This is a genomic window from Streptomyces sp. NPDC005374, assembly GCF_042872225.1.
Classification (GTDB): Bacteria; Actinomycetota; Actinomycetes; order Streptomycetales; family Streptomycetaceae; genus Streptomyces.
The window spans coordinates 358,928-379,207 of sequence record NZ_JBIAKA010000003.1 but is presented as its reverse complement, the minus strand read 5'-3'; the positions used below and the strand labels follow the sequence as shown (position 1 = coordinate 379,207).

General features: G+C 72.4%; 14 protein-coding genes and 1 pseudogene. 5 read left to right on the top strand and 10 right to left on the bottom strand.

Annotated elements, in window-relative coordinates; genetic code table 11:
- Positions 1-5: 5 nt before the first annotated feature.
- The 6 genes and pseudogenes from ACFYRX_RS10035 to ACFYRX_RS10010 form a co-directional block, all read right to left on the bottom strand.
- On the bottom strand, positions 6-824 hold the full coding sequence (locus tag ACFYRX_RS10035; RefSeq protein ID WP_389097864.1) for a class I SAM-dependent DNA methyltransferase: 819 nt from the start codon (positions 822-824) through the stop codon (positions 6-8).
- On the bottom strand, positions 821-2,059 hold the full coding sequence (locus tag ACFYRX_RS10030; protein WP_389097863.1) for an MFS transporter: 1,239 nt from the start codon (positions 2,057-2,059) through the stop codon (positions 821-823). Before ACFYRX_RS10030 ends, ACFYRX_RS10035 begins: the two co-directional genes overlap by 4 nt.
- Complete coding sequence (locus tag ACFYRX_RS10025; RefSeq protein ID WP_389097862.1) at positions 2,043-3,098, bottom strand: dipeptide epimerase; 1,056 nt, start codon at positions 3,096-3,098, stop codon at positions 2,043-2,045. The genes ACFYRX_RS10030 and ACFYRX_RS10025 overlap by 17 nt, the downstream gene beginning before the upstream one ends.
- Positions 3,095-4,177: a PLP-dependent cysteine synthase family protein gene (locus tag ACFYRX_RS10020; RefSeq protein ID WP_389097861.1), complete on the bottom strand. Its 1,083-nt coding sequence runs from the start codon at positions 4,175-4,177 to the stop codon at positions 3,095-3,097. Before ACFYRX_RS10020 ends, ACFYRX_RS10025 begins: the two co-directional genes overlap by 4 nt.
- A pseudogene (locus ACFYRX_RS10015) lies at positions 4,174-5,050 on the bottom strand (Rossmann-like domain-containing protein). The gene ACFYRX_RS10020 and the pseudogene ACFYRX_RS10015 overlap by 4 nt, the downstream one beginning before the upstream one ends.
- Positions 5,047-6,297: an ATP-grasp domain-containing protein gene (locus tag ACFYRX_RS10010; protein WP_389097860.1), complete on the bottom strand. Its 1,251-nt coding sequence runs from the start codon at positions 6,295-6,297 to the stop codon at positions 5,047-5,049. Before ACFYRX_RS10010 ends, ACFYRX_RS10015 begins: the two are co-directional and overlap by 4 nt.
- Before the next feature lie 877 nt (positions 6,298-7,174).
- On the opposite strand from ACFYRX_RS10010, the gene ACFYRX_RS10005 reads away from it, so the two are divergent.
- Positions 7,175-7,741, top strand: coding sequence for an alpha/beta hydrolase (locus tag ACFYRX_RS10005; protein WP_389097859.1), 567 nt, complete (start codon positions 7,175-7,177; stop codon positions 7,739-7,741).
- A gap of 130 nt (positions 7,742-7,871) precedes the next feature.
- On the opposite strand, the gene ACFYRX_RS10000 is transcribed toward ACFYRX_RS10005, so the two are convergent.
- The 4 genes from ACFYRX_RS10000 to ACFYRX_RS09985 form a co-directional block, all read right to left on the bottom strand.
- Positions 7,872-9,017 (bottom strand): C40 family peptidase, encoded by a 1,146-nt coding sequence (locus ACFYRX_RS10000; RefSeq protein ID WP_389097858.1) that lies wholly within the window; start codon positions 9,015-9,017, stop codon positions 7,872-7,874.
- A 112-nt stretch (positions 9,018-9,129) separates the two neighbouring features.
- Positions 9,130-9,666, bottom strand: a complete 537-nt coding sequence (locus ACFYRX_RS09995; protein ID WP_389097857.1) for an RNA polymerase sigma factor — start codon at positions 9,664-9,666, stop codon at positions 9,130-9,132.
- A 65-nt stretch (positions 9,667-9,731) separates the two neighbouring features.
- Positions 9,732-10,397, bottom strand: coding sequence for a M15 family metallopeptidase (locus ACFYRX_RS09990; RefSeq protein WP_389097856.1), 666 nt, complete (start codon positions 10,395-10,397; stop codon positions 9,732-9,734).
- Between the two features lie 280 nt (positions 10,398-10,677).
- Complete coding sequence (locus ACFYRX_RS09985; RefSeq protein ID WP_389097855.1) at positions 10,678-13,899, bottom strand: BTAD domain-containing putative transcriptional regulator; 3,222 nt, start codon at positions 13,897-13,899, stop codon at positions 10,678-10,680.
- A 384-nt stretch (positions 13,900-14,283) separates the two neighbouring features.
- On the opposite strand from ACFYRX_RS09985, the gene ACFYRX_RS09980 reads away from it, so the two are divergent.
- From ACFYRX_RS09980 to ACFYRX_RS09965, 4 genes are all read left to right on the top strand, one after another.
- A complete protein-coding gene (locus ACFYRX_RS09980; protein WP_389097854.1) occupies positions 14,284-15,246 on the top strand; it encodes a hypothetical protein in 963 nt (320 codons plus the stop codon).
- Positions 15,247-15,335: 89 nt separating this feature from the next.
- Positions 15,336-15,794, top strand: coding sequence for a hypothetical protein (locus ACFYRX_RS09975; protein WP_389097853.1), 459 nt, complete (start codon positions 15,336-15,338; stop codon positions 15,792-15,794).
- Between the two features lie 212 nt (positions 15,795-16,006).
- Positions 16,007-17,056: a YbhN family protein gene (locus ACFYRX_RS09970; RefSeq protein WP_389097852.1), complete on the top strand. Its 1,050-nt coding sequence runs from the start codon at positions 16,007-16,009 to the stop codon at positions 17,054-17,056.
- Between the two features lie 84 nt (positions 17,057-17,140).
- On the top strand, positions 17,141-20,173 hold the full coding sequence (locus ACFYRX_RS09965; RefSeq protein ID WP_389098214.1) for a beta-N-acetylglucosaminidase domain-containing protein: 3,033 nt from the start codon (positions 17,141-17,143) through the stop codon (positions 20,171-20,173).
- The last annotated feature ends 107 nt before the right edge of the window (positions 20,174-20,280 follow it).

The window sequence follows — 20,280 nt, the reverse complement described above, 5'->3', positions numbered from 1 at the left end:
TCGTGTCAGTGGGTGCGGCTGCGGGCGACGACGTGCAGCCGGTCCCCGTCGGTGGTGGTGCCGGGCAACGCGCCCTTTTTCCAGGCGGGTTCGGTGCGCGGTCCGGGTCCGTCATGGAGTTCGAGGACCTCGAAACCGTGCGCGGCCAGGAGGTGCCGCAGCTCCTGCGGGAACAACAGCCGCCAGGCGGACCGCTGTTCGACGGGCGGTGAGCCGTCGTCGGAGGTCCATACCCGGGTACGGCACAGGAGTTGGGCGGTTCGGTCGACGTGGAGTGTGGTCTCGGACCGGTGGTCGACGCCCTGCCAGGTGAAGGTGTTGACGACCGGGGCGTCGAGGAGGTCGGTCCGGCCCAGGAAGTACGCGCCGTTGCGCATCTCCGCGACGAGCAGCCCACCAGGGGTGAGGGCGCGGCGGCAGGAGGTCAGGAAGGCGTCGAGCTGGGCGTTGGTGTGGCAGTACAGCAGGGCGCTGTCGAGGCAGACGAGCGCGTCGAACGCGGCCGGCCCGAAGTCGAAACCGTGCAGGTCGGCCCGGACGTAGACGGGTCCCGGGTGGTGGGAGCGCGCGTGCGTGAGCATCGCCTCGGACAGGTCGGCGCCGGTCACCGTACGCCCGGCGTGGTGCAGGTGGGCGGCGTCCCGCCCGGTGCCGCAGCCCATGTCGAGCACCCGCGGCCCGGCGCCGTGCCGGTGCAGACAGTCGGCGGCCCAGCGTCCGGCGAGGCGGTCGGGGTCGGGGAAGCGGGCCTCGTAGAGGGCGGGGTTGTCGGTGAGGAGGTTGTCCACGCGACGGTCACGGCCTTCTGTCGTCTCCGTGCTCACGCCGTGCTCCCCTCCCGGGCGGGGACGACGACCGCCCCCGGGCTCCCCGGCAGCGCCCCACGCCGGTGCAGCCAGGCCACGGCACCGGCCGAGGCCAGCCCGAACAGGGCACAGCACACCCAGGGCAACCGCTCCCCCGTGTCCATGGCCCAGCCGACGACGGTGTTCCCCACGGCGGCCGCGATGCCCGAAACGACGTAGAAGATCCCGAAGTACGTGCCGGTCAGCTCGGGACGGCCGAAGCCGGGGATCAGCTCCATGACGAAGGGCGAGGCGACCATGACGCCGAGGTAGAGCGACAGGGTGCCGAGCAGGACGGCGACGACGGCGAACGGCCCGCTGTCCCCGGTCACGACCATCGGCGGCAGAAACGCCAGGCCCATCAGGGCGAGTCCGGCGGCGATCCAACGCGCCCTGCTGCCACGTGACTTGAGCAAGCGGGTGACACGCAGTTGCAGGGCCAGATTGGCGAGTGTGCCGACCAGGAAGACGAGGCCCGCCGCCCCGTCCCAGCCCGTGGCCCGTCGGGCTCCGTCGGGCAGCAGCAGGTACAGCTGGTTCTCCAACGTGAACATGCCGACCATGGCGAGGGCGAACGCCAGGAAGGCCCGGTTGCCGACGACCTCCCGCCAGTCCGCGAGGACGGTCCCGCTGCTCGGTTCGACCCGCCGCGCGGGCAGGACGAGTGCCTGCGCCACGGTGAGGAGGGCGAAGATACCGGCGGCGGTGAGCGCGGAGGTGCGGAAGTCGACGAGGAGCAGCGCGCTGCCCAGCAGCGGCCCGATGAGCGCACCGGTGGTGGCGAAGACGTTGAACAGGGCGAACGCCTCCGCCCTGCGCTCCCCCGCCTCCTGTGCGAGATAGGCGCGCACGGCCGGGTTGAACAGGGCCCCCGCGAGCCCGCTGAGCACGGACGCGGCGAGCAGCACGGGCAGCCCGTCGCCGAGCGCGAACAACCCGAACCCGACCGTGCGCAGGGCGCACCCGGCGATGATGACGCCCCGCGCTCCGAGCCGGTCGGAGGCGGAACCCCCGATGATGAACAGCCCCTGCTGGCTGAGGTTGCGCGCCCCGAGCACCACCCCGACCACGGCCGCCGACATGCCCAGGTTGTCGGTGAGGTGGAAGGCGAGGTAGGGAACGAGGAGGTAGAAGCCGGTGTTGACGCCCAGCTGGTTGACCAGCAGAAGCTGGAGAGCGAAGGGGAAGCGCCGCATCTCACGCCACGTCTTCATGCACCACCACCTCCTCGACACCCAGCCCCGGAAGGCCGTTTGCCCGTACGACGCCGTCGGCGCCGCCGATTCCGGACCACGGATCGTGAGCGAGCAGCAGGTGCCCGTCGAGGTCGGTCCAGCGGGCGCGGTCGGCGAGGTGGACGGCGGGGGCGAGCCCGAGGGTGCTGGCGGTGAGGCAGCCCAGCATCAGCTCTGTGCCGCTGCCTTCGATCACGTCGGCCATGCGCAGGGCGGCTCGGGCCCCGCCGCACTTGGCGAGCTTGACGTTGACGCCGTGGACGCGTCCGGCCAGGCGGCGGACGTCTTCGAGGTTCACCGCGTCCTCGTCGGCGATGACGGGCAGCGGTGAACGTTCGGCGAGGGAACCGAGAGCCGCGGGGTCGCCGGGTGCGAGGGGCTGCTCGACGGCTTCGACTCCGAGCTCGGCGAACCGGGGCAGCAGGGCCTCGGCCTGCCGTACGGTCCATGCCCCGTTGGGGTCGAGGAGCAGCCGGGCCGCGGGCGCGGCGTCACGGATGACGCGTACGCGCTCCACGTCGTCCTCGGGATCGGGGGTGCCCGCCTTGATCTTGATGACCTGGAAGCCCTGCGCGGCGAGCCTGCGGGCCTCGGCGGCGGCCCGCAGGAGCGAGGTGATGCCGATCGTGCGGGCGGTCGCGGCGACCGGCGGTTCGGACGTGCCGAGGAGGCGGTGGACGGGGGTGTTCGCGCGCTTTCCGACGAGGTCGAGGAGCGCGGACTCGACGGCGGCGGTGACAGCGGGCGGCATGGCGTCGGCGACTGCCGACTCCTTCGTGTGCAGGGCTTCGAGGGCGCTCTCGGGGTCGCCGAAGCGGTTCAGGTCCACGGCCGACAGCAGCCGCAGGAGCGTGTCCGCGTCGAGGCCGTAGTACACGCTGGTGACGGCCTCGCCGTGGCCGGACAGCCCTTCGTGGTCGACGGTCAGCCAGACGGCCTGCCGGGTGGTCATGGTGGAGCGGGAGATGCGCAACGGCTCGGCGAGGTCGAGACGCACGGTACGCAGACGGGCCCTCACGGGGTGCCTTTCAGGGGAGCGAGCGGATCGGTGACCCTCGTGCAGCGCGTCCATCCGGTGGCTTCGGCGGCGTACGGGTGGGGTATCTCCACGGGCCGGGTGGCGGCGCTCGCGGGGTCGAGTCCGTGGGCGGTGGTGAAGTCGTCGTCGTAGACCGTGCCGAGGTAGCGGTGCGGGCCGTCGGGGAAGACGGTGGCGACGACCGCGCCGGGGTGCACCCGGGCGGCCCAGGCGGCGACCCGTGCGGCGGCCCCGGTGCTCCAGCCGCCGCTGACGAAGCTGGAGCGGGCCAGTCTGCGGCAGCTGTCGACGGCCTCGGCGGGGCCGATCCAGTGGACCTCGTCGAAGGCGCCGTAGGCGACGTTGCGGGGGTGGATGCTGCTGCCGAGGCCGCGCATCAGCCGGGGTCTCGCGGGCTGGCCGAAGATGGTGGAGCCGGTGGCGTCGACGCCGATGAGCCGCAGGGCGGGCCAGTGCCGTCGGAGCGGTCCGATGATGCCCGCACTGTGGCCGCCGGTGCCGACGCTGCACACCAGGATGTCCATGTGGTCGAGCTGGGCGGTGAGTTCGGCGGCGAGGGAGGTGTATCCGGCGGTGTTGTCGGGGTTGTTGTACTGGTCGGGCCAGTAGGCGCCGGGCAGTTCGGCAAGCAGGTCCTTGAGGCGGGTGAGACGGGCCGCCTGCCAGCCGCCCTGGAGTGCCGGACGGTCGACGATCTCCAGGCGCGTGCCGAGGGCATGCAGCAACTGCCTCATGGCAGGCTCCAGTTCGCTGTCCCCGACGAGCACGATCGGATGCCCGAGAGCCTGGCCGGCGAAGGCGAGGCCGATCCCGAGCGTGCCCGAGGTGGACTCCACCACCGGGGCACCGGGCAGGAGTTCGCCCCGTTCCCGGGCACCGAGCAGCATCGACACGGCGGCCCGGGACTTCATGCCACCGGCGGCCAGCCCTTCGAGCTTGGCCCAGAAGCCGGGCTGGGCGCCGGGCAGGTCGGCGGTGACCCGGACGACCGGGGTGCGGCCGAGCAGGGCGAGCAGTTCCGGGCGGGCTCGCGTGGGGCGTACGGCAGTTGTGGTCATCGTCCGTCTCCCCGGTAGCGGTGGATGACGCCGGGGCCGCCGTCGACCCAGAAGAAGGGGTACGGCTCCGCGCACACCGCGCTCACGCCGTGCCCGAGGAAGCGGGGCAGGACGGCGCTGCCGGTCTGGGCGAACATCACCAGCTGCTTGCCATGGAGGTGTGCGTGCCGCCGCAGGGGTTCGAAGGTGCCGTTGCCGAGTGTCATGCCGGAGACGAGCAGGGCGTCACACTCCTCGGCCGCGGTGAGCGCGTCGGCGACGACCGGCTCGCCCCACTCCGTCGTACCGCCCTTGAGGTCACACGGGACATAGCGCAGTCCACGCGAACGCAGTTGCTCCAGAAGGGAGTTCACGACTCCGACCACGAGGACCGTGGCACCGGCGGGCAGGTCGAGCAGCTCGACGACGACCTTCGCGCGGGCCCTGGACTTCTCCAGGGAGGAGCCGGCGGCCAGCTGGACCGCGTGTGCCCCGTGGTCCGGCGTGTGCGGCGTGACGTGCGTCAGACGCGTCGAGCGCGGCCACCCGCACCGGCGGGAGCGGGTGCTCCAGGAGCCGGGCCAGGTCGGTGCCGACGCAGTCGTCGAGCGCGCTGTCCGGCAGCTCGCCGGGTTCCACCGCGCACGAGCCGACGGCCTCGGCCAGCCTCAGGCTGAGCACCTCGTTGCGGTAGCCGGTGCCGCGTCCGTCGTGCCGCACGGCCTGGCGGGTGGTGAAGGCGACGGCGATCCGGAGCGCGGCCGGGTCGGGGCCGAGGGCTCCCGCGCGGACGTGGTCGACGAGGTCGCCGTAGGTCCGGAAGGTCACGGCGGCCGTCGGGGGGCGGGTCGCGTCCGCCGTGTCGCCGTGGGCCCGCAGGGGTGCCGTGGTCATCGGACGACCAGCCCCGACCGCAGTTCGGCCAGCAGTGTCTCCACGTGGTCGCGGGCGCCGAGCCCCTCGGGGTCGCCCGCCATGACGTGGCCCAGGTATGCGTTGTTGCTGTCCGCCGCCTTCACGACCTGGCCCGGCTCGGACAGTTGCAGCTCCAACACGCCTTCCGGGTCCCGGAGTCGGCCTTGTGCTTCGAGCGTGCCCGCATGCTTCGGCAGCAGGAAGCCGATGGCCGCGCTGCGCAGCCCGGTGTCCGTGCGCCGCAGGTCGGGTGCGCGGCCGAGGGTGACGTCGACGAAGGCGGCGGCGAGGTCGATGCCGGTGACATGGCGAACGAGTTCGGTGATGCGGTTGCCCGCGGGGCGCGGGTTGACCTCGACGACGCGCGGCCCGGAGGAGGTCAGCTTGATCTCGGTGTGGGCGACCACGCCGTCCGTCAGGCCGAGGGCCTTGAGGGCGTCCAGCGCGGTCTGCTCGGCGGCCTCGGTGTCGGCGGAGGTCAGGGCCGCCGGGAACATGTGGCCGGTCTCGATGAAGGCGGGCGCTCCGCCGACGCTCTTGTCGGTCACGCCGACCACATGCACCGCGCCGGCATGCGACACGGTCTCGACGCTCACCTCGGGGCCGTCGAGGAGCTCTTCGAGCAGGACGACGGGTTCCCTGCGCTGCCCGCGGGCGTTGACCGGGAAGTCGGACAAGGCGCCCACGGCGTCGGCCAGTTGGGCCTCGTCGTCGACCCGGCGCACATACATCCCCGCACACAGGTCGACCGGTTTGACGACGAGTGGGTAGCCGATGTCCCGCGCGGCCCGGGCGAGGTCGGTCCACTCCCGGTGCAGGGCGAAGCGTGGTCCCGGCAGACCGGCGTCGGCGAGGACGCGGCGGGTGGCGTCCTTGCGGCAGGCGTTCTCGACCGCTTCGGGGCCCGGACCCGGGAGGCCGAGGCGTCCGGCGATGCGGGCCACGGTCGGCAGGTAGTAGTCGCAGGAGGTGAGCACGCCGTCGAAGCGCAGCACGCCGTGCAGCCGCTCGATCTGCGGCAGCAGGGTCTCGGTGTCGTTGGTGTCGACGGTGATCACGTTGCGGGCGCCGAGCAGCGGGTGCGCCGACCCCTCGGGCGCCGAGCGGAGGTAGTGGTGCAGGTCGCGGGTGAGGAACGTGAACTCGTGTCCGCCCTCCCGGACCGCCCGTGGCAGCAGCCTGCTCATCGACCCGACCCAGCTCTCGACCATCAGCAGATGAGCCACAAGTCCCCTTTTAGTGCGGTTGGTTCAGGCGTCAGGGCAGCCCGGAGCGACCCTCGGGCGGGAGGGACCGGGCATTGCGCTTGAGAAAGCTATCGATAATCATTTTCATTTACCAGTCCCTTACCGGACATGGATCGGGGAGACATGTGTTCCACCTCAATGCCTGCCGCGACTCGGCATCGAGGTGACCGTCCCCCGCGTCCCCGCCTCCGGCACCCCCGCCGAGCGGCGCGGCATCCTGCCGGTGAACCCGGGCGGCTCCGGCCTGCCGTACGCGGTGACCAAGCGCGCCGGACTCCCCGAGAGCGTGCGCCGTTCGTACGACGTCATCGGCTTCGACCCGCGAGGAGTGGGCCGCAACGCACCGGCCGACTGCGGAGCGACGGGCGGGTTGTTCGCCGGTCCGGGCAGGGATCCGGTCCCGGTGGGCACGTCGGCCGAGCGGGCCTACCTCACCTGGCTGCGGGACCTGGCCGACGACTGCGCGGCGGGGCGGCGGACGTACTGCCGTATCTCTCGACGGAGCAGACTGCGTACGACACGGACGCGATCCATGCCGCGCCGGGCGAACCGCGGACGAGCTTCCTCGGGGTGTCGTACCGCAGCTACCTGGGCGCGGCCTATGCCTCCCGGTTCCCGCACCGCATCGGGCACATGGTGCTCGGCAGTGTGGTCGGCCCCCGGGACCGGTACGACTTCGACGTGCTCCAGAGCCGGGCGCTGCGGGCGCGGGTCACCTTCTTCGGCTGGACGGCCGCGCACGCGGAGCGCTTCGGTCTGGGCGGGAGCGCGGACGCCGTGCGCCGGTCGTATCTGCGTGTGCGCCGGGACCTGGCCGCGCGGCCGGTGGCGGGTTTCGGACCCGCGGAGTTCGACCGTGCCGTCTACCGGGCCCTGGGGCCGCACCGAACGCTGGACGGGGCCGGCCGACGGACTGCGCGGCCACCTGGCCGACGGCGACACGGACGGTCTGCGTCCCACGGCCGCCTTCGACAGCGCCGACTCACGCAACTACGAGGCGGCCAACCGCATCGTCAAGTGCGCCGACGGGCCCGGGCCGAGCGCCGGCGAGATCCTGGCGGACCTGCGCCGCACCCGTCGCCCGGACCCGCAGCCCGTCCTGACCGGGATGGAGGCCGCCGCCTGCGCCCACTGGCACGACCGCCCCGCCGACCGCACCCGGCCCGGCAGCCAGGACGCCCCGCCCATGCTGCTGGTCGCCTCCGCGAACGACCCCGTCACGCCGCTCGAAGGCACGCGTGCGCTGCGCGAACTGCTGCCCGGCTCACACCTGGTCACCCTTGAGGACGACTACTCGCATGGGGTGTTCGCCGGCCGGGGCAACACGTGCGTGGACGGGACCGTGGCCGCGTATCTCGTCGACGGGACGGTTCCGGCGGCGGATGTGCGGTGCGCGGGGCCGGGGCTGCCTGCGACGTTCTGAGGTCACGTCGCGGCAGCGGCACTCCGGTTCCCTGAAGTGCCGCTGCCGCAAAGATGGTTACGTCTGCGGACACGCCCCTGCGGCAGCGGGCGCTCCGGGCCGGACGGGCCTTTCGTCGTGCGGTGCCGGGTCAGCAGGTGGCCACGCCGGGGAGCCAGTCCGGGCCCTTGATGTAGATGACGGTCATCCACGAGCCGTCGGTCAGCTTCGCCCAGGCGTCGTTGGTGTAGCCCTCGGCCGTGACCTGCTGGGCGTGGGCCTGGCAGACCACGTTGACCGTGGTGGGCTGCGCGAAGTAGTCCACCACTGCGGCGTTGACGTTCGGCTCGCTGTGGGTGCGCACTCCCGTGCCCCAGGTCTGGAACGCCGTGCTGCCACCGGACGGCGGCGGGGTGCTGCTGCCGGCGCAGTCCGGGATGCCGGGCAGCCAGGCCGGGCCCTTGATGTAGATGTTGGTCACCCACGAGCCGTTGGCGAGCTTGGCCCAGGCGTCGTTGGTGTAGCCCTCGGCGGTCACGGTCTCCGCGTGCTCCTGGCACTGGACGGACACCTGGGTCGGTCCGGCGAAGGTGTCGACGGTCTCGGAGCCCACGCTCGGCGACCTGTGGGTGCGTACACCGGTGCCCCAGGTCTCGAAGACGGTGCCGCCGTTCGCGGGCGGCGGGACGGGGGTGCCGGAACCGTTGATGCGGACCGCGCCCGCGTAGTCGCCGCCGGTGCGGACGGGCGTGACCCTGATGTGGGTGCCGGACTCGTAGGCCTCGACCATCTGGCCGCCGCCCAGGTACATGGCGACATGGTGGACGTGCCCGCTGCCCCAGAACATCAGGTCGCCCGGCAGCAGCGGTGCGGTGCCCTGCCCCGCGGAGAACCGGGCGGAGGCCTGCGAGGTGTGGAACTGGTCGTCGGCCGTGCCGTTGAGGAGGTCCTTGCCGGTCGCCCGGTAGTAGGCGTACCGCATCAGGCCCGAGCAGTCGAAGCCCTTGCGCTCACCGTCGTGGAGGCTGTCCGGGTCGGAGCCGTCGTAGTAGCCGTAGCTGGCGCCGGGCGTCGCGGCGTGGCCGCCGCCCCAGCTGTACCAGACGCCGACCTGCGAACAGGCCGCGTCGACGGCGGCCTGCGCGGTGGCCGAGGCGCCGGACGCGAGGGCGCCGCAGGTGGCGTCCTGGGTGTCCTGGGCGGCGTGCGCCGGGGCGGAGAAGAACGCGGTGAGGGCCAGGGCCGAGGCGCCCAGGATCGCGCCGCTGGTCCGACGGCGCGTGCTGATGGTCTTCAAGGGACTCTTCCTTCGTCGACGTTTCGTGGACGTGCGGTCACCGGGTGCCGGTGGCCCCGGTGGGAGACGGACGGGTGACTCACCTCACCCCCGTGGAGGTGTGCCGCCCGTGTCAGTTGTGCAGGGCGGCGCGCATCTTGGCGAGGCCGCGCAGGCGGTTGCGCTGGACCGTGCCGCGGTGGGCGCCGAGTCGTTCCCCGGCCGTGTCGTGGGTGAGCCCCTCCAGGTCCACGAGGATCACCGCGGCGGCCTCCTTCTCGGAGAGCGTGCTCAGCAGCGCGAGGGCCGTCGCCGAGGCCTCGTAGGAGGCGAGCCCGCCGTCCCAGCCGGATTCCGGCAGCTCGTCCGTGGTGCGTTCGCGGCGGGAGGGGTGCTGCCAGGAGTCGCGCAGCAGGTTGAGGGCGACGGCGCAGGTGTAGGCGTACGGGTGCTGCTGGCGCGTCAGGTTCTGGGTGCGGGCCCGCCGGGAGAGCCGCAGGTAGGTCTCCTGGAGCAGGTCGTCGGCGTCGTGCGGGTTGCCCGTCAGGGCGAGCAGCCGTCTTCGCAGGCGCGGCATGTCGGCCGTGAAGGACGCGTCGAAGTCCCCCGGGCTCATCCGGTGGTCGGCCTCGCGCGGCGGTGGCGGACAGGTGGTGTGGCTGTGGCTCATGTGTTTCCCCCTTGCGGTGATCCCGTGCGGTGTTGTTCGTGCGGTGACGTCCCGCTCTCCGGTGGTCAGGCCGGAGGGCGGGGCGGGTCGGCGGGGCCGTAGCGGGCGGCCGGTACGCGGCGCAGCAGGGCCCAGTACCGGTCGCCGTACGACCAGTGCCACCACTCGGTCGGGTAGTTGACGAACCCGGTCGCGCCGAGCGCCCGGCCCAGCAGGGCCCGGTTCGCGCGTGCTTCGGTGCCGATGCCGGGGGCGTCGGTGCGACAGGCGCCCCCGCTCTCCTCGGGGGTGGCGTTGACCTCCGTGCCGAGCGGCAGTTCCCGGCCCGCGTGGTCGCACAGGGTGAGGTCGACCGCGCCGCCGCTGACGTGCGGGGCGACCTCGGGCGGCGAGATGTACGCGCTGGCCAGTTCGCGGATCCGCTCGGGAGCCGCGTCCGGGTGGGCCCGGCGCATGGTCGCCGCGTACTGCTCGAAGTAACGGCGCTGGAGGTCCGGCGGCCGGTACCCCTCGACCACCAGCAACCGGATCCCCGCGGGCAGCAGCCGCTGGGCCCGCACCAGCCGCTCCAGCGCGCCGGACCGCAGGTGGGCGTAGCTGCCCTCGTCGTCGGCCTGCCGGGGATCGAGCCGCACCTGTCCCTCGGTACGCAGATCGACGAGCGGCTCCCCGCATTCGTGCGGGACGACCGCGGCGACCCGAGGATCGGCGAGCGTGATGATGTCTGTCACGGGAAGAGCGTGGCGGGCGTCCCTGCAATTGCTCTGCAGATCACCTGCAAGCACCTGACCAGCGGTTCTACACGGCCTGCAGTCACAGGGCAACGGAGCTAGGGCCTGTGTGGGGTTGTGATCTGGGCTCGCGGGGCGTGGCACGCACTCCCCCAGAGGGGGGACCCCCAGCCGCGTTGCCGAAACGCCCTAGTAGCTCCGCTACGAGGGCCTTCCGGCGCCTTGCGATCGCACGCACCACGCCCCGCTCCCTGATCCAGATCACAACCCCGCACAGGCCCTAGGCCCGCTCCCGTACCTCTCGTGCGTCCAGTTCCCGGAAGACGTTCATGGCTTCGGCCCGGGCATCCGAGGCCGCCCGCTTGTCTCCCTCCGCCTCCCGTACCTCCGCCAGGTCCCACAGCGTGCGGGCCCGCCACAGCGGGAGCCGCAACGTCTCCCAGGCCGCCAGCGCCCGCTCCAACGGCTCCCGCGCGCCGGCCACATCGCCGGCCGCGAGATGCCACTCCCCCAGCGTCCGCAGCACCAGTGCCTCTCCGAACCGGTCCTGTCGCTCCCGGGCCAACTCCAGGCAGCGGTCCAGCCGTCGGCGTGACTCGTCCAGGCGGCCCAGGCGCAGCTCCACCTTGGCCAGCGACTGCTCCGTGTACATCACGCCGAACGTGTCCTGGAGCTCGGCGAAGACCCCCAGCGCATCCCGCAGCAGCCGCTCGGCGTCCCCCCGCGCGTCCTCCGCCCGGTGACAGAGGGCCAGCGAACGCAGGGTCAACGCCTCCCCGTACCGGTCCCCCTCCGCGCGGTACAGCTCCACGGCCTGCGCGAGGGCCTCGCGGGACTCGGGGCCGCGGCCCTGTTCCCGGTGCACGCAGCCGATGCCGTAGAGCACCCGGGCCCGGGCGGCACGGTCGCCGTCCGGCACATACCGCTCCAGTGCGGTGCCGAGCAGCTCCAACGCCTCCGGGTAGCAGGCCTGTTCGCGTCGGGCGGTGGCCATGCCGACGAGGGCCTGAGCCATTCCCTGCCGCATGTCGTCAAACGCCTCGAACAGCCGCAGGGCGTCCCGGAAGTAGGCGTACGACTCCTCGAACTCGTCCTGTTCGTAGCGCAGTTGGCCCAGTCCTGCGAGCAGCCATGCCTCGCCCTCGCGGTCCCCGCTGCGCCGCACCGCCGCCATCGCCGCGTCATGCGAGCGGGACCATGCGTCGAACTGGTTGTACAGCGCGACCGAGCTCGCGATCAGCGCCCCGGCGAGGTCCCGGGCGGCCCGGTCCATCCGGTGGTCGGCGCAGTACTCCACCGCCGCCAGCAGACCGGCCTGTTCGGCGGCGAACCAGGCCGCGGGCCGCCCGAGCAGGTCTTCGTCGGCCTGCGGGTCCTGAGGGTCGACGGGTTGTACGGCCGCCGGTTCGGGGAAGTACCGTGCCGTGCCGCCGGGGCCCCTCGCCGCGGCCTTCTCCGCCAGTCCCAGCCAGCACGCCACAAGGCGCAGCACGGCAGCCGACCGGTCCTCGGCGTTCTCCTCCGACAGACAGCGTTCGCGGGCGTGTTCGCGGGCCAGGTCGTGGATGCGGTAGCGGTTGCGGCCCGTGCCGTCGACGCCGATCACGTCGATGAAGTGGCAGTCCACCAGGCGTTCGACGGCCTCCTCGGCCTCGTCGGTGCCGATGTCCAGCAGGGGTCCGGCGATCCAGGCCGCGAAGTCGGGCAGGTCGAGCAGGGCCAGTCGGCGCAGGGCGCGCCGCTCCTGCGGGTCGAGGTCGGCGTAGCCCAGTTCGAGACTGGTGCGCAACTCCAGGTCCCCGGCGCGCAGTTCGTTGAGTCTGAGCCGCTCGTCCCGCAGCCGGGTGGCGAGCCGGCCGGGCACCCAGTGCGGACGGGCCGCGAGCCGTGCACCGGCGATGCGCACGGCGAGCGGCAGCCGCCCGCACAGGGAGACGATCTCGGCGGTCTGTTCCGGTTCGGCGCGGACGCGGTCCGCTCCGGCCACGCGTCTGAGGAGTTCGAGGGCCTCCTCCTGGTCCGGAACGGTCAGATCGAGGTGGGCCGCGCCTTCCAGCGCCACCAGTCGGCGCCTGCTCGTGACGAGCACCGCGGAGCCAGGTCCGGGCGGCAGCAGCGGTCGTACGTGCGCCTCGCCTTCGGCGTTGTCGAGGATGAGCAGGATGCGGCGGTGCCCGGTGTGCGTGCGGTACAGCCCCGTCAGTTCCTCGACCGAGCTCGGCAGCGTCTCCGGTTCGGCGCCCATGGCGCGCAGCAGCCGGGCGAGGGCGTCGGCGGGTTGCAGGGGGGCGGTGTCGGCGGCCCGCAGATCCACGAACAGGCGGCCGTCGGGGAAGAGTTCGGCGGTGCGGTGGCCGACGTGGACGGCGAGTGCGGTCTTGCCCGTTCCGGAGCGTCCGGAAATCACCCCGATCGGCGGGGCGGTACGGCCCGCGTCGTCGACGGCTCCCAACAGCGAGACGGCCCAGGCCACCTGGTCCGTCCGGCCGACGAAGTCGGCTATGTCCGGGGGGAGATGGGAGGGGGCGCGGTGCGCGGGTGCGCCCGGTCCGGTGCCGTCGGCCGCCGCACGGTTCGTGTGCTGCTGCCGGGCGTTCGGGGCACCGGCCGCTTCCGGTGTCCGCGACCGGGTGGTGGTGCCGGGCTGAGCGGAGTGGTGGGGCGGTCGTCCGGGGCCGAGCACGGGGGAGCCGTGCGGTGGGGCGACGGTGCCCGGCCTCGACGAGTCCGGATGCCGGGAGCCGGTGCCGAGGAGCCCGGGGTCGTTGGTCAGTACCGCCTTGTGCAGCGCCCGCAGTTCCGGTCCGGCGTCGATGCCCAGCTCCTCCCGCAGGACCTCGCGGCCCTCCTGGTAGGTGCGCAGGGCGTCGGAGACCCGTCCGGTGCGGAACAGCGCGGTCATCAGCTGGCCGCGCGGCCGTTCCCGCAGCGGGTGGGCGGCGACGTGTGCGAGCAGGGGCGCGATCGTGCGGTCGGCCCGGCCGAGCTCCAGGTGCAGGCCGAAGGACTCCTCCTGGGCTACGAGCCGCAGTTCCGCCAGCCGGGCCGCCTCGATCCGGGCGAAGGGCTGGCCCAGTCCTTCCAGTGCCTCCCGCCCGCGCCACAGGCCGAGTGCCTCGGACAGCAGGTCGGCGGCCTCGTCCGAGCTGCCTCTGGCGACCGCGTCCCGGCCGCGGGCGAGCAGTTCCTCGAAGCGGCGGGCGTCGACCTGGGCGGGGTCCAGGTCGCAGACGTATCCCGGCGGCCGGGTCCGGATCACCTCGGCCGCGCCGACGCGGGCCAGCGCGCGGCGTACCGCGGAGACATGGGTGGCGACCAGGGCGTTGGCGGTCGCCGGGGCCCGCTCGTCCCACACGCAGTCCACTAGCCGTTCCGTGGAGAGCACCTCACCCTGGTGGACGACGAGTGCGGACAGCACCGCCAGGGGTCTGACCCCGCCGAGCGGGGCCCGTCGGTTCCCCTCCCACGCCTCCACAGGACCGAGCAGACGTACCTGGAGCATCGTTCCCCGATCGCCGTACCGCCCGCCCCACGGATGCGTGTTCGACGATATCGACGGACGGCGACGACGCCCCGCGGAATCCGTGCCGCTGTGGCCGGATCCGAACGGTCCGCCGCCCGGGGGCACTCTCCCGGTCGGGCCTGGCAGAGGGAACAGGAGGAGCAGATTCCGGCTTTCCCGCCGAGTGCCGGTTGGCTGGATCTCGACGGTACGCACAGATCTGGCTCACCTGAGTGACGGCTGGGCCGGGGCCGTCGTATGAGCGCTCTCCGAGATTTTCCGCGCTCGGATTTTCTGTGCTCCACGTGTCATACGGACGGGGGGCGAGAAGCGTCAACGGCCTGAAAGCACAAGCCGTTTCCACCGCGCCCAGGGAGTAGCCCGATGCCACGCCGGACCTTGCTCCTCCTGACCGCCGCGCTCCTGGCGGCGACGCTCACCGGGTGCGCGGAAGGCACGCCGTCCGCACCGGCCGCCGCCCCCGGCACCGGTACCGGCCGACACGTCTCGGACGACGCGGAGCAGACCCTGCACCTCGCCGAGCAGCTCCTGATCAAGGGCTGCATGAAGAAGCACGGATACGAGTACTGGGTCGAGGAGCGGCCGGCGGCCGACGGGGCGAGCCTGTTCCCCTACGTCGTCGACGACCCGGCCTGGGCCGCCCGGCACGGATACGGCACCGACCTCTACCGCGAACAGCAGCGCAGGGCCCGGCGCGACCCCAACCAGCGGTACTTCCGCTCCACGCCCGCCGACCGCGCACCGGCCCTGCTGAGCGCGCTCAACGGGCCGCGGGCGCAAGGACTTTCCGTCCGTCTCCCGAACGGCATCCAGGTCACCCACAGCGACCGGGGCTGTGTCGCCGAGGCGGAACGGACGCTGTACAAGGACCTGCCGGCCTGGTTCCGGGCCACCCGCGTCAGCAGCAGCCTCGGCGGCATGCGCGTGACCATGGTGCTCACCGACAAGCGCTACCTGGCGGCCCTCAAGCCGTGGGCGCGCTGCATGAAGGCGAAGGGCTACGCGTATCCGGGCCCCGCCGAGGCCCGCGCGGCGGCCACCCGGCCCGACAAGGAGTGGTCGCACGCCAAGGAGGTACGGCTCGCATCGGCAGAGGCGGCCTGCGCCAGGTCCGGCTCCGCTTCTGGCTCCGGCTCGGGTTCCGATTCCGGCTCCGGCTCCGGCTCCGGTGCCAGCTCCGGTGACCTGTCGAGCGTGGCGAAGTCCCTCGACACCGCGTACCGGGCCGAGTTGCGGCGCCGCTACCCCGGGCCGACGGCCGATCTCGAGCGCCTCAAGCGCGAGGCGCTGCCGCGCGCCCGGGCGATCGTCGCGCGCGGCGACTGACCACCGGCCCGCACACCACAGACCACCACGGCACCGGCCGTGGTCGCACCACCCCGTCACCCCACTCCTCACGAACGAAGGAACCCCCCATGTCCATCAAGCGTGTCCTCACCCTCGCCGCCTCGGCCGCCGCCGTCGCCGTCCTCGTCTCCCCGGTCACCAGCGCCAGCGCCCTGGAGTCCGGCACGCAGGGCACCAGGTCGGCCCAGCTGGCGTCCGCCGACGGCTACCTCCACGTCTACACCCAGCCGTACGGCGGCGGCCGCGAGTGCAAGTGGCAGGGCAACTCCGACAACTGGGGCACCTGCCGCAACCTGACCTCCGACATCTGGAACAACGGCTACGCGGGCGGCAACGACGCCGTCGACCTGTACACGGCCCCCAACGCCGGCGGCGCGCACGCCTGCATCAGCCAGGGCGACCGCTGGATCGACACCACCCACAACGACTACCACTTCACCTACGGCGCCGGCCTGGAGGGCTTCGGGGCCAGCGTCAACAACAACATCTCCTCGCACCGCTGGGTCGACTACTGCAGCCAGGGCTGACCCGCCCGCGAGCCCGCCCCGGCACCCCGACAGCGGGTGCCGGGGCGGCCCGTTTCCCCACCCGTGTCGCCCACCCGCCCGCACTCCTTCGACTGCCGGACATTTGAACGTCACACCGAGCGGGAACCTTTCACTCGTCCCCTCTGCATCGCCTTGCCTCCGTCATGTCCCTTGTCCCGCACGGGACGTGACGCGAAAGGACGACGTGCGCCGTGTCCCTGCTTCCGCTCGAAGGCCCCCCGGGTCCGCTCCCCGCCCCGGCCTCCGCCGCCGCTCCGGCCCCGCTCACGATCTGCGCCCCGGCACCCGCCGCCGGTTCCCGCCGCTCGCTGACCCGTCTCACCCGCCGCCTGCTCACCCTTCTCCCCCTCCTCCTCATCGGCATATGGGCGGTGCTGGACTGGCGTGCCCTGTACGACGGCACCGCGCGGCTGGCCACCGCCGACCCCTGGTGGCTGCTCGTCGGGCTCTTCTACACCTGCCTGGGCTGGATCTCCGCGTCCGTCGTCCGGCAGGGTGCCCTGCCGGAGCGGCTGCCGTCAGGACTCCTGGCCGCCTCGCAGTTCGCCGCCGGCGCCGCCAACCACGTACTGCCGGCGAGTCTCGGCGCCCACGCCGTCACCCTGCGCTTCCTCCAGGGCCAGGGCATCCCGCTGGCCCGGGCCACCGCCTCGCTCGCCCTGTACGCACTGGTCAGGCCGATCGCGAAGACGCTGGTGCTGCTCGGTTTCCTGGTCGCCCTGCCCGGTCTGCTGCGCCTCGGTGACCTCGTCCCGGACCGGCGCATGCTGTTCCTGCCCGCGGTGGCCGCGGGCCTCGGACTCGGCGGCACGCTGCTGCTGTTGATGCTGGTCCGCCCGCTGCGCCGCCCCGCGGCCACGTTCGTGCGCACGGCCCTGACCGACGCCCGCCGACTGCACACCATGCCCAGCCGCGTCCTCGCCCTCTGGGGCGGCGCGGCCGCCGCACCCCTCCTCCAGGCGAGCGTGATCCACGCGGTCGGCGCCTCACTGGGCATGACCCTGTCCTGGGCGCAGGTCGCGTTCGCCTACCTCGCCGCGAGCACCGCGGTCGGCTCGGTGCCCGCGCCCGGCGGCATCGGTCCGGTCGACGCGGCCATGGTCTTCACCCTCGCCGTCTACGGCGTCCCGGTCAGCCTCGGCACGGCGGCCCTCATCGGCTACCGCGTCCTGACGGTGTGGCTCCCCCTCCTGCCGGGCGTGCTCTGCATGTCCGCCCTCGTCCACCGAAAGGTTCTGTGAACATCCGGAAACACCCGCACCATTGAATGATGCATTCAACACTTCTAGCATCCTCAGGTGGATTCATTCATCAATCTCAGATGCATGGCCGCCGCCCTGCTGCTGGCCCTCGGCCTCGCCGCCCCCGCGGTCCCCGCCTCGGCCGAACCCCGGCCGTCCGTGCCGGAGGTATGGCCCACCCCCCAGAAGATCACCGCCGGGCACGGCCGGCTCCCCGTCCCCGACCGGGTCGTCGAGGTCGTCGGCCCCGGCACCGACCCCTCGGCCCGCAGGGTCGTGGAGAAGGCCCTCAAGGCCGCCGGAGCCGACCGCATCACCCCTGTCCGCGCCGGCGACCGGCCACCCGCGGCCGCCCTGACCGTCTACCTGGGCGGCCCCGGGGAGAACACCGCCACCGCGAAGGCCCTCCAACGCCTGGGCGCCGCCTCCCCGTCCGGCCTCGCCTCCGGCGGTTATGTCCTCGCCTCCGGCCGCAGCCACGGCCAGGCCCTTCTCGCCCTGTCCGGCGTCGACACCACCGGCACCTTCTACGCGGCCCAGACCTTGCGCCAACTCCTCGACGGAAAGCGCGAGTTGCCCGTCGTCAAGGTCCGGGACTGGCCCACCGCCGCCCTCCGCGGAGTCATCGAGGGCTTCTACGGCACCCCCTGGACGCACGCCGAACGGCTCGCCCAACTCGACTTCTACGGCCGCACCAAGCAGAACGTGTACGTCTACTCCCCCAAGGACGACGACTACCTGCGCGCCCGCTGGCGGGACGAGTACCCGCCCGCAGAGCTCGCCCAGTTGAAGGAACTGGTCGACCGGGCGACCGCCGACCACGTCCGCTTCACCTACGCCCTCTCCCCCGGACTGTCGGTCTGCTACTCCTCCGACGCCGACGCCAAGGCGCTCACCGCCAAGTTCGACTCGCTGTACGCCATCGGAGTCCGCTCGTTCGCGGTCCCGTTGGACGACATCAGCTACACCAAGTGGAACTGCCCCGAGGACGAGCGGGAGTTCGGCACGGGCGGGGGCGCGGCCGGTGCCGCACAGGCCCATCTCCTCAACACCGTCCGGAAGCAGTTCTCCGCGAGTCACTCGGATCTCGAACCCCTGGAGATGGTCCCCACCGAGTACTCCGACCTCGCCGACTCCCCGTACAAGAAGGCCCTGCGGGAGCAGCTCGACCCGTCGGTCGTCGTCGAGTGGACCGGCGTCGGCGTCATCGCGCCCGCCATCACCGCCGAGCAGCTGAAGCAGGCCCGCGAGGTCTACGGCCATCCGATCCTGGTGTGGGACAACTACCCGGTCAACGACTACGTCACCAGCCGTCTCCTGCTCGGCCCCTACACGGGCCGCGAACCCGCGGTCGCCTCGGCGGCGACAGGCGTGACCGCCAACCCGATGATCCAGGGCGAGGCGAGCCGGATCGCCCTGTTCACCTCGGCCGCCTATCTGTGGAACCCGAACGCCTACGACCCGCGACAGGCGTTCCTCGCGTCGGTCCGGGACCTGGCGGGACCCAAGGCCGCCAAGTGGCTGCGGATCTTCGCCGAGAACAACTACTCCTCCCAGCTGGACCCCACCGAGTCGCCGACCCTCACCCGGCTGATCACCGCCTTCCGCAAGGCCTACGAGCACGACAGCGGGCTCGATCAGGCCGCAGCCGCACTCACGAACTACTTCGCCGACATGGCGGCCACGCCCGCCCAGTTGCGCGCCCGTCTCGACAACCCGGGGTTCCTGGACGAGACCTCAGCCTGGCTCGACAAGCTCGGCCGCTACGGCAGCGCGGGCGAGGCGGCCGTGAAGCTGCTGCTGGCCCACAAGGCCGGTGACGCGGACGCGGTCACGACGTACTGGACGCAACTCCGCGAGGACCGCAAGGAGTTGGACGCGATCCCGCAGCAGGTCTCCCCTGGCGTGATGGACCAGTTCCTCTACACGACGATGCTGGAGAACGCCCCCGACCCGGGCGTGGACGCGACGTTCTCCCCCGGCTCACTGTCGCTGAAGCCCGGAGCCTCGGCGACCGTCACCCTCGACCTGTCCGACGCGCAGGCCAAGACGGTCAGTTGGAAGCTCGACGTACCCGACGGCGTCACCGCAACGCCCTCGGAAGGCACGGACACGAAGACCACCATCACCATCACGGGTGAAACGCAGGGTGTGCATTCGATCGTCGTCGAAGGCACCGGGATCCTCGACCGCGCGCTCCCGGTCCAGGTCACGGGCGGATCCGGCACACCCCGCGCCCTGACGGCCAACTTCAGCGGCGCGTCGGTGAGTTCGATCGACCTCGCCTCCGGAGCGACGACGGACATCGCCGTCGGCGCCAACCCCGGCGAGGTCGTGGTGAGCGCGGACGGCCGTACGGCGTACGCGGCGAACCAGGGCGGCAACACGGTCAGCGTGATCGACGTGTCGAGTGGCAAGGTCACCTCGACGGTCGCCGTGGGCAAGGTCCCGGCCGGTCTGGCGCTCAGCCCGGACGGCGACACCCTCTGGGTCGCCAACTACACGGACGGGACAGTGCAAGCGATCGACACGGCCACGCTGAAGACCGGCACGCCCGTCCCAGTCGGCTCCGGCCCCGAGAACATGGCGATCACCCCCGACGGCAGGACCCTGTACGTGGCGAACATCCACGACAACACGGTCAGCCCCGTCGACCTCACCACCGGCAAGGCGGGCACGGCGATCCCGGTCGGCCCCAGCCCGTTCAACGTGGTGGCCGCCCCCGACGGAAGGACGGTCTACGTCTCCAACTCCGGCGGCTCGACGGTGACCCCGATCGACACGACGACCAACGACGCCGAACCCACCCTCCTGGTCACCGGCCAGGCGTACGGCCTGGGCCTGTCACCGGACGGCCGCACCCTCTGGGTCAGCCCGAGCAACGGCGACACCATCACCCCGGTCGACACGGTCACCGGAGCCCCGGGCACCCCGGTGAAGGTCGGCAAGTCCGCCTTCGACGTCTCCCTGAACTGGAACGGCACCACGGCCTACGTCACAACAGCGGACAGCAACACCCTGATCCCGGTGGACACCACGACGAACACCACCAAGGCACCCCTCACAACGGGCGCATATCCATTGGCGGTAACCCTCACTCCGGTACCTGTGAGCTGAGGGAAGGGCATCCCACCCAGGGGCGCGGGGCCGCATCAATTTGCGGCTCCGCCGCGTGGGCGCGACCAGCCCCCACCGGCCCGCAGCTCCCCGCGAAACCCCAACAC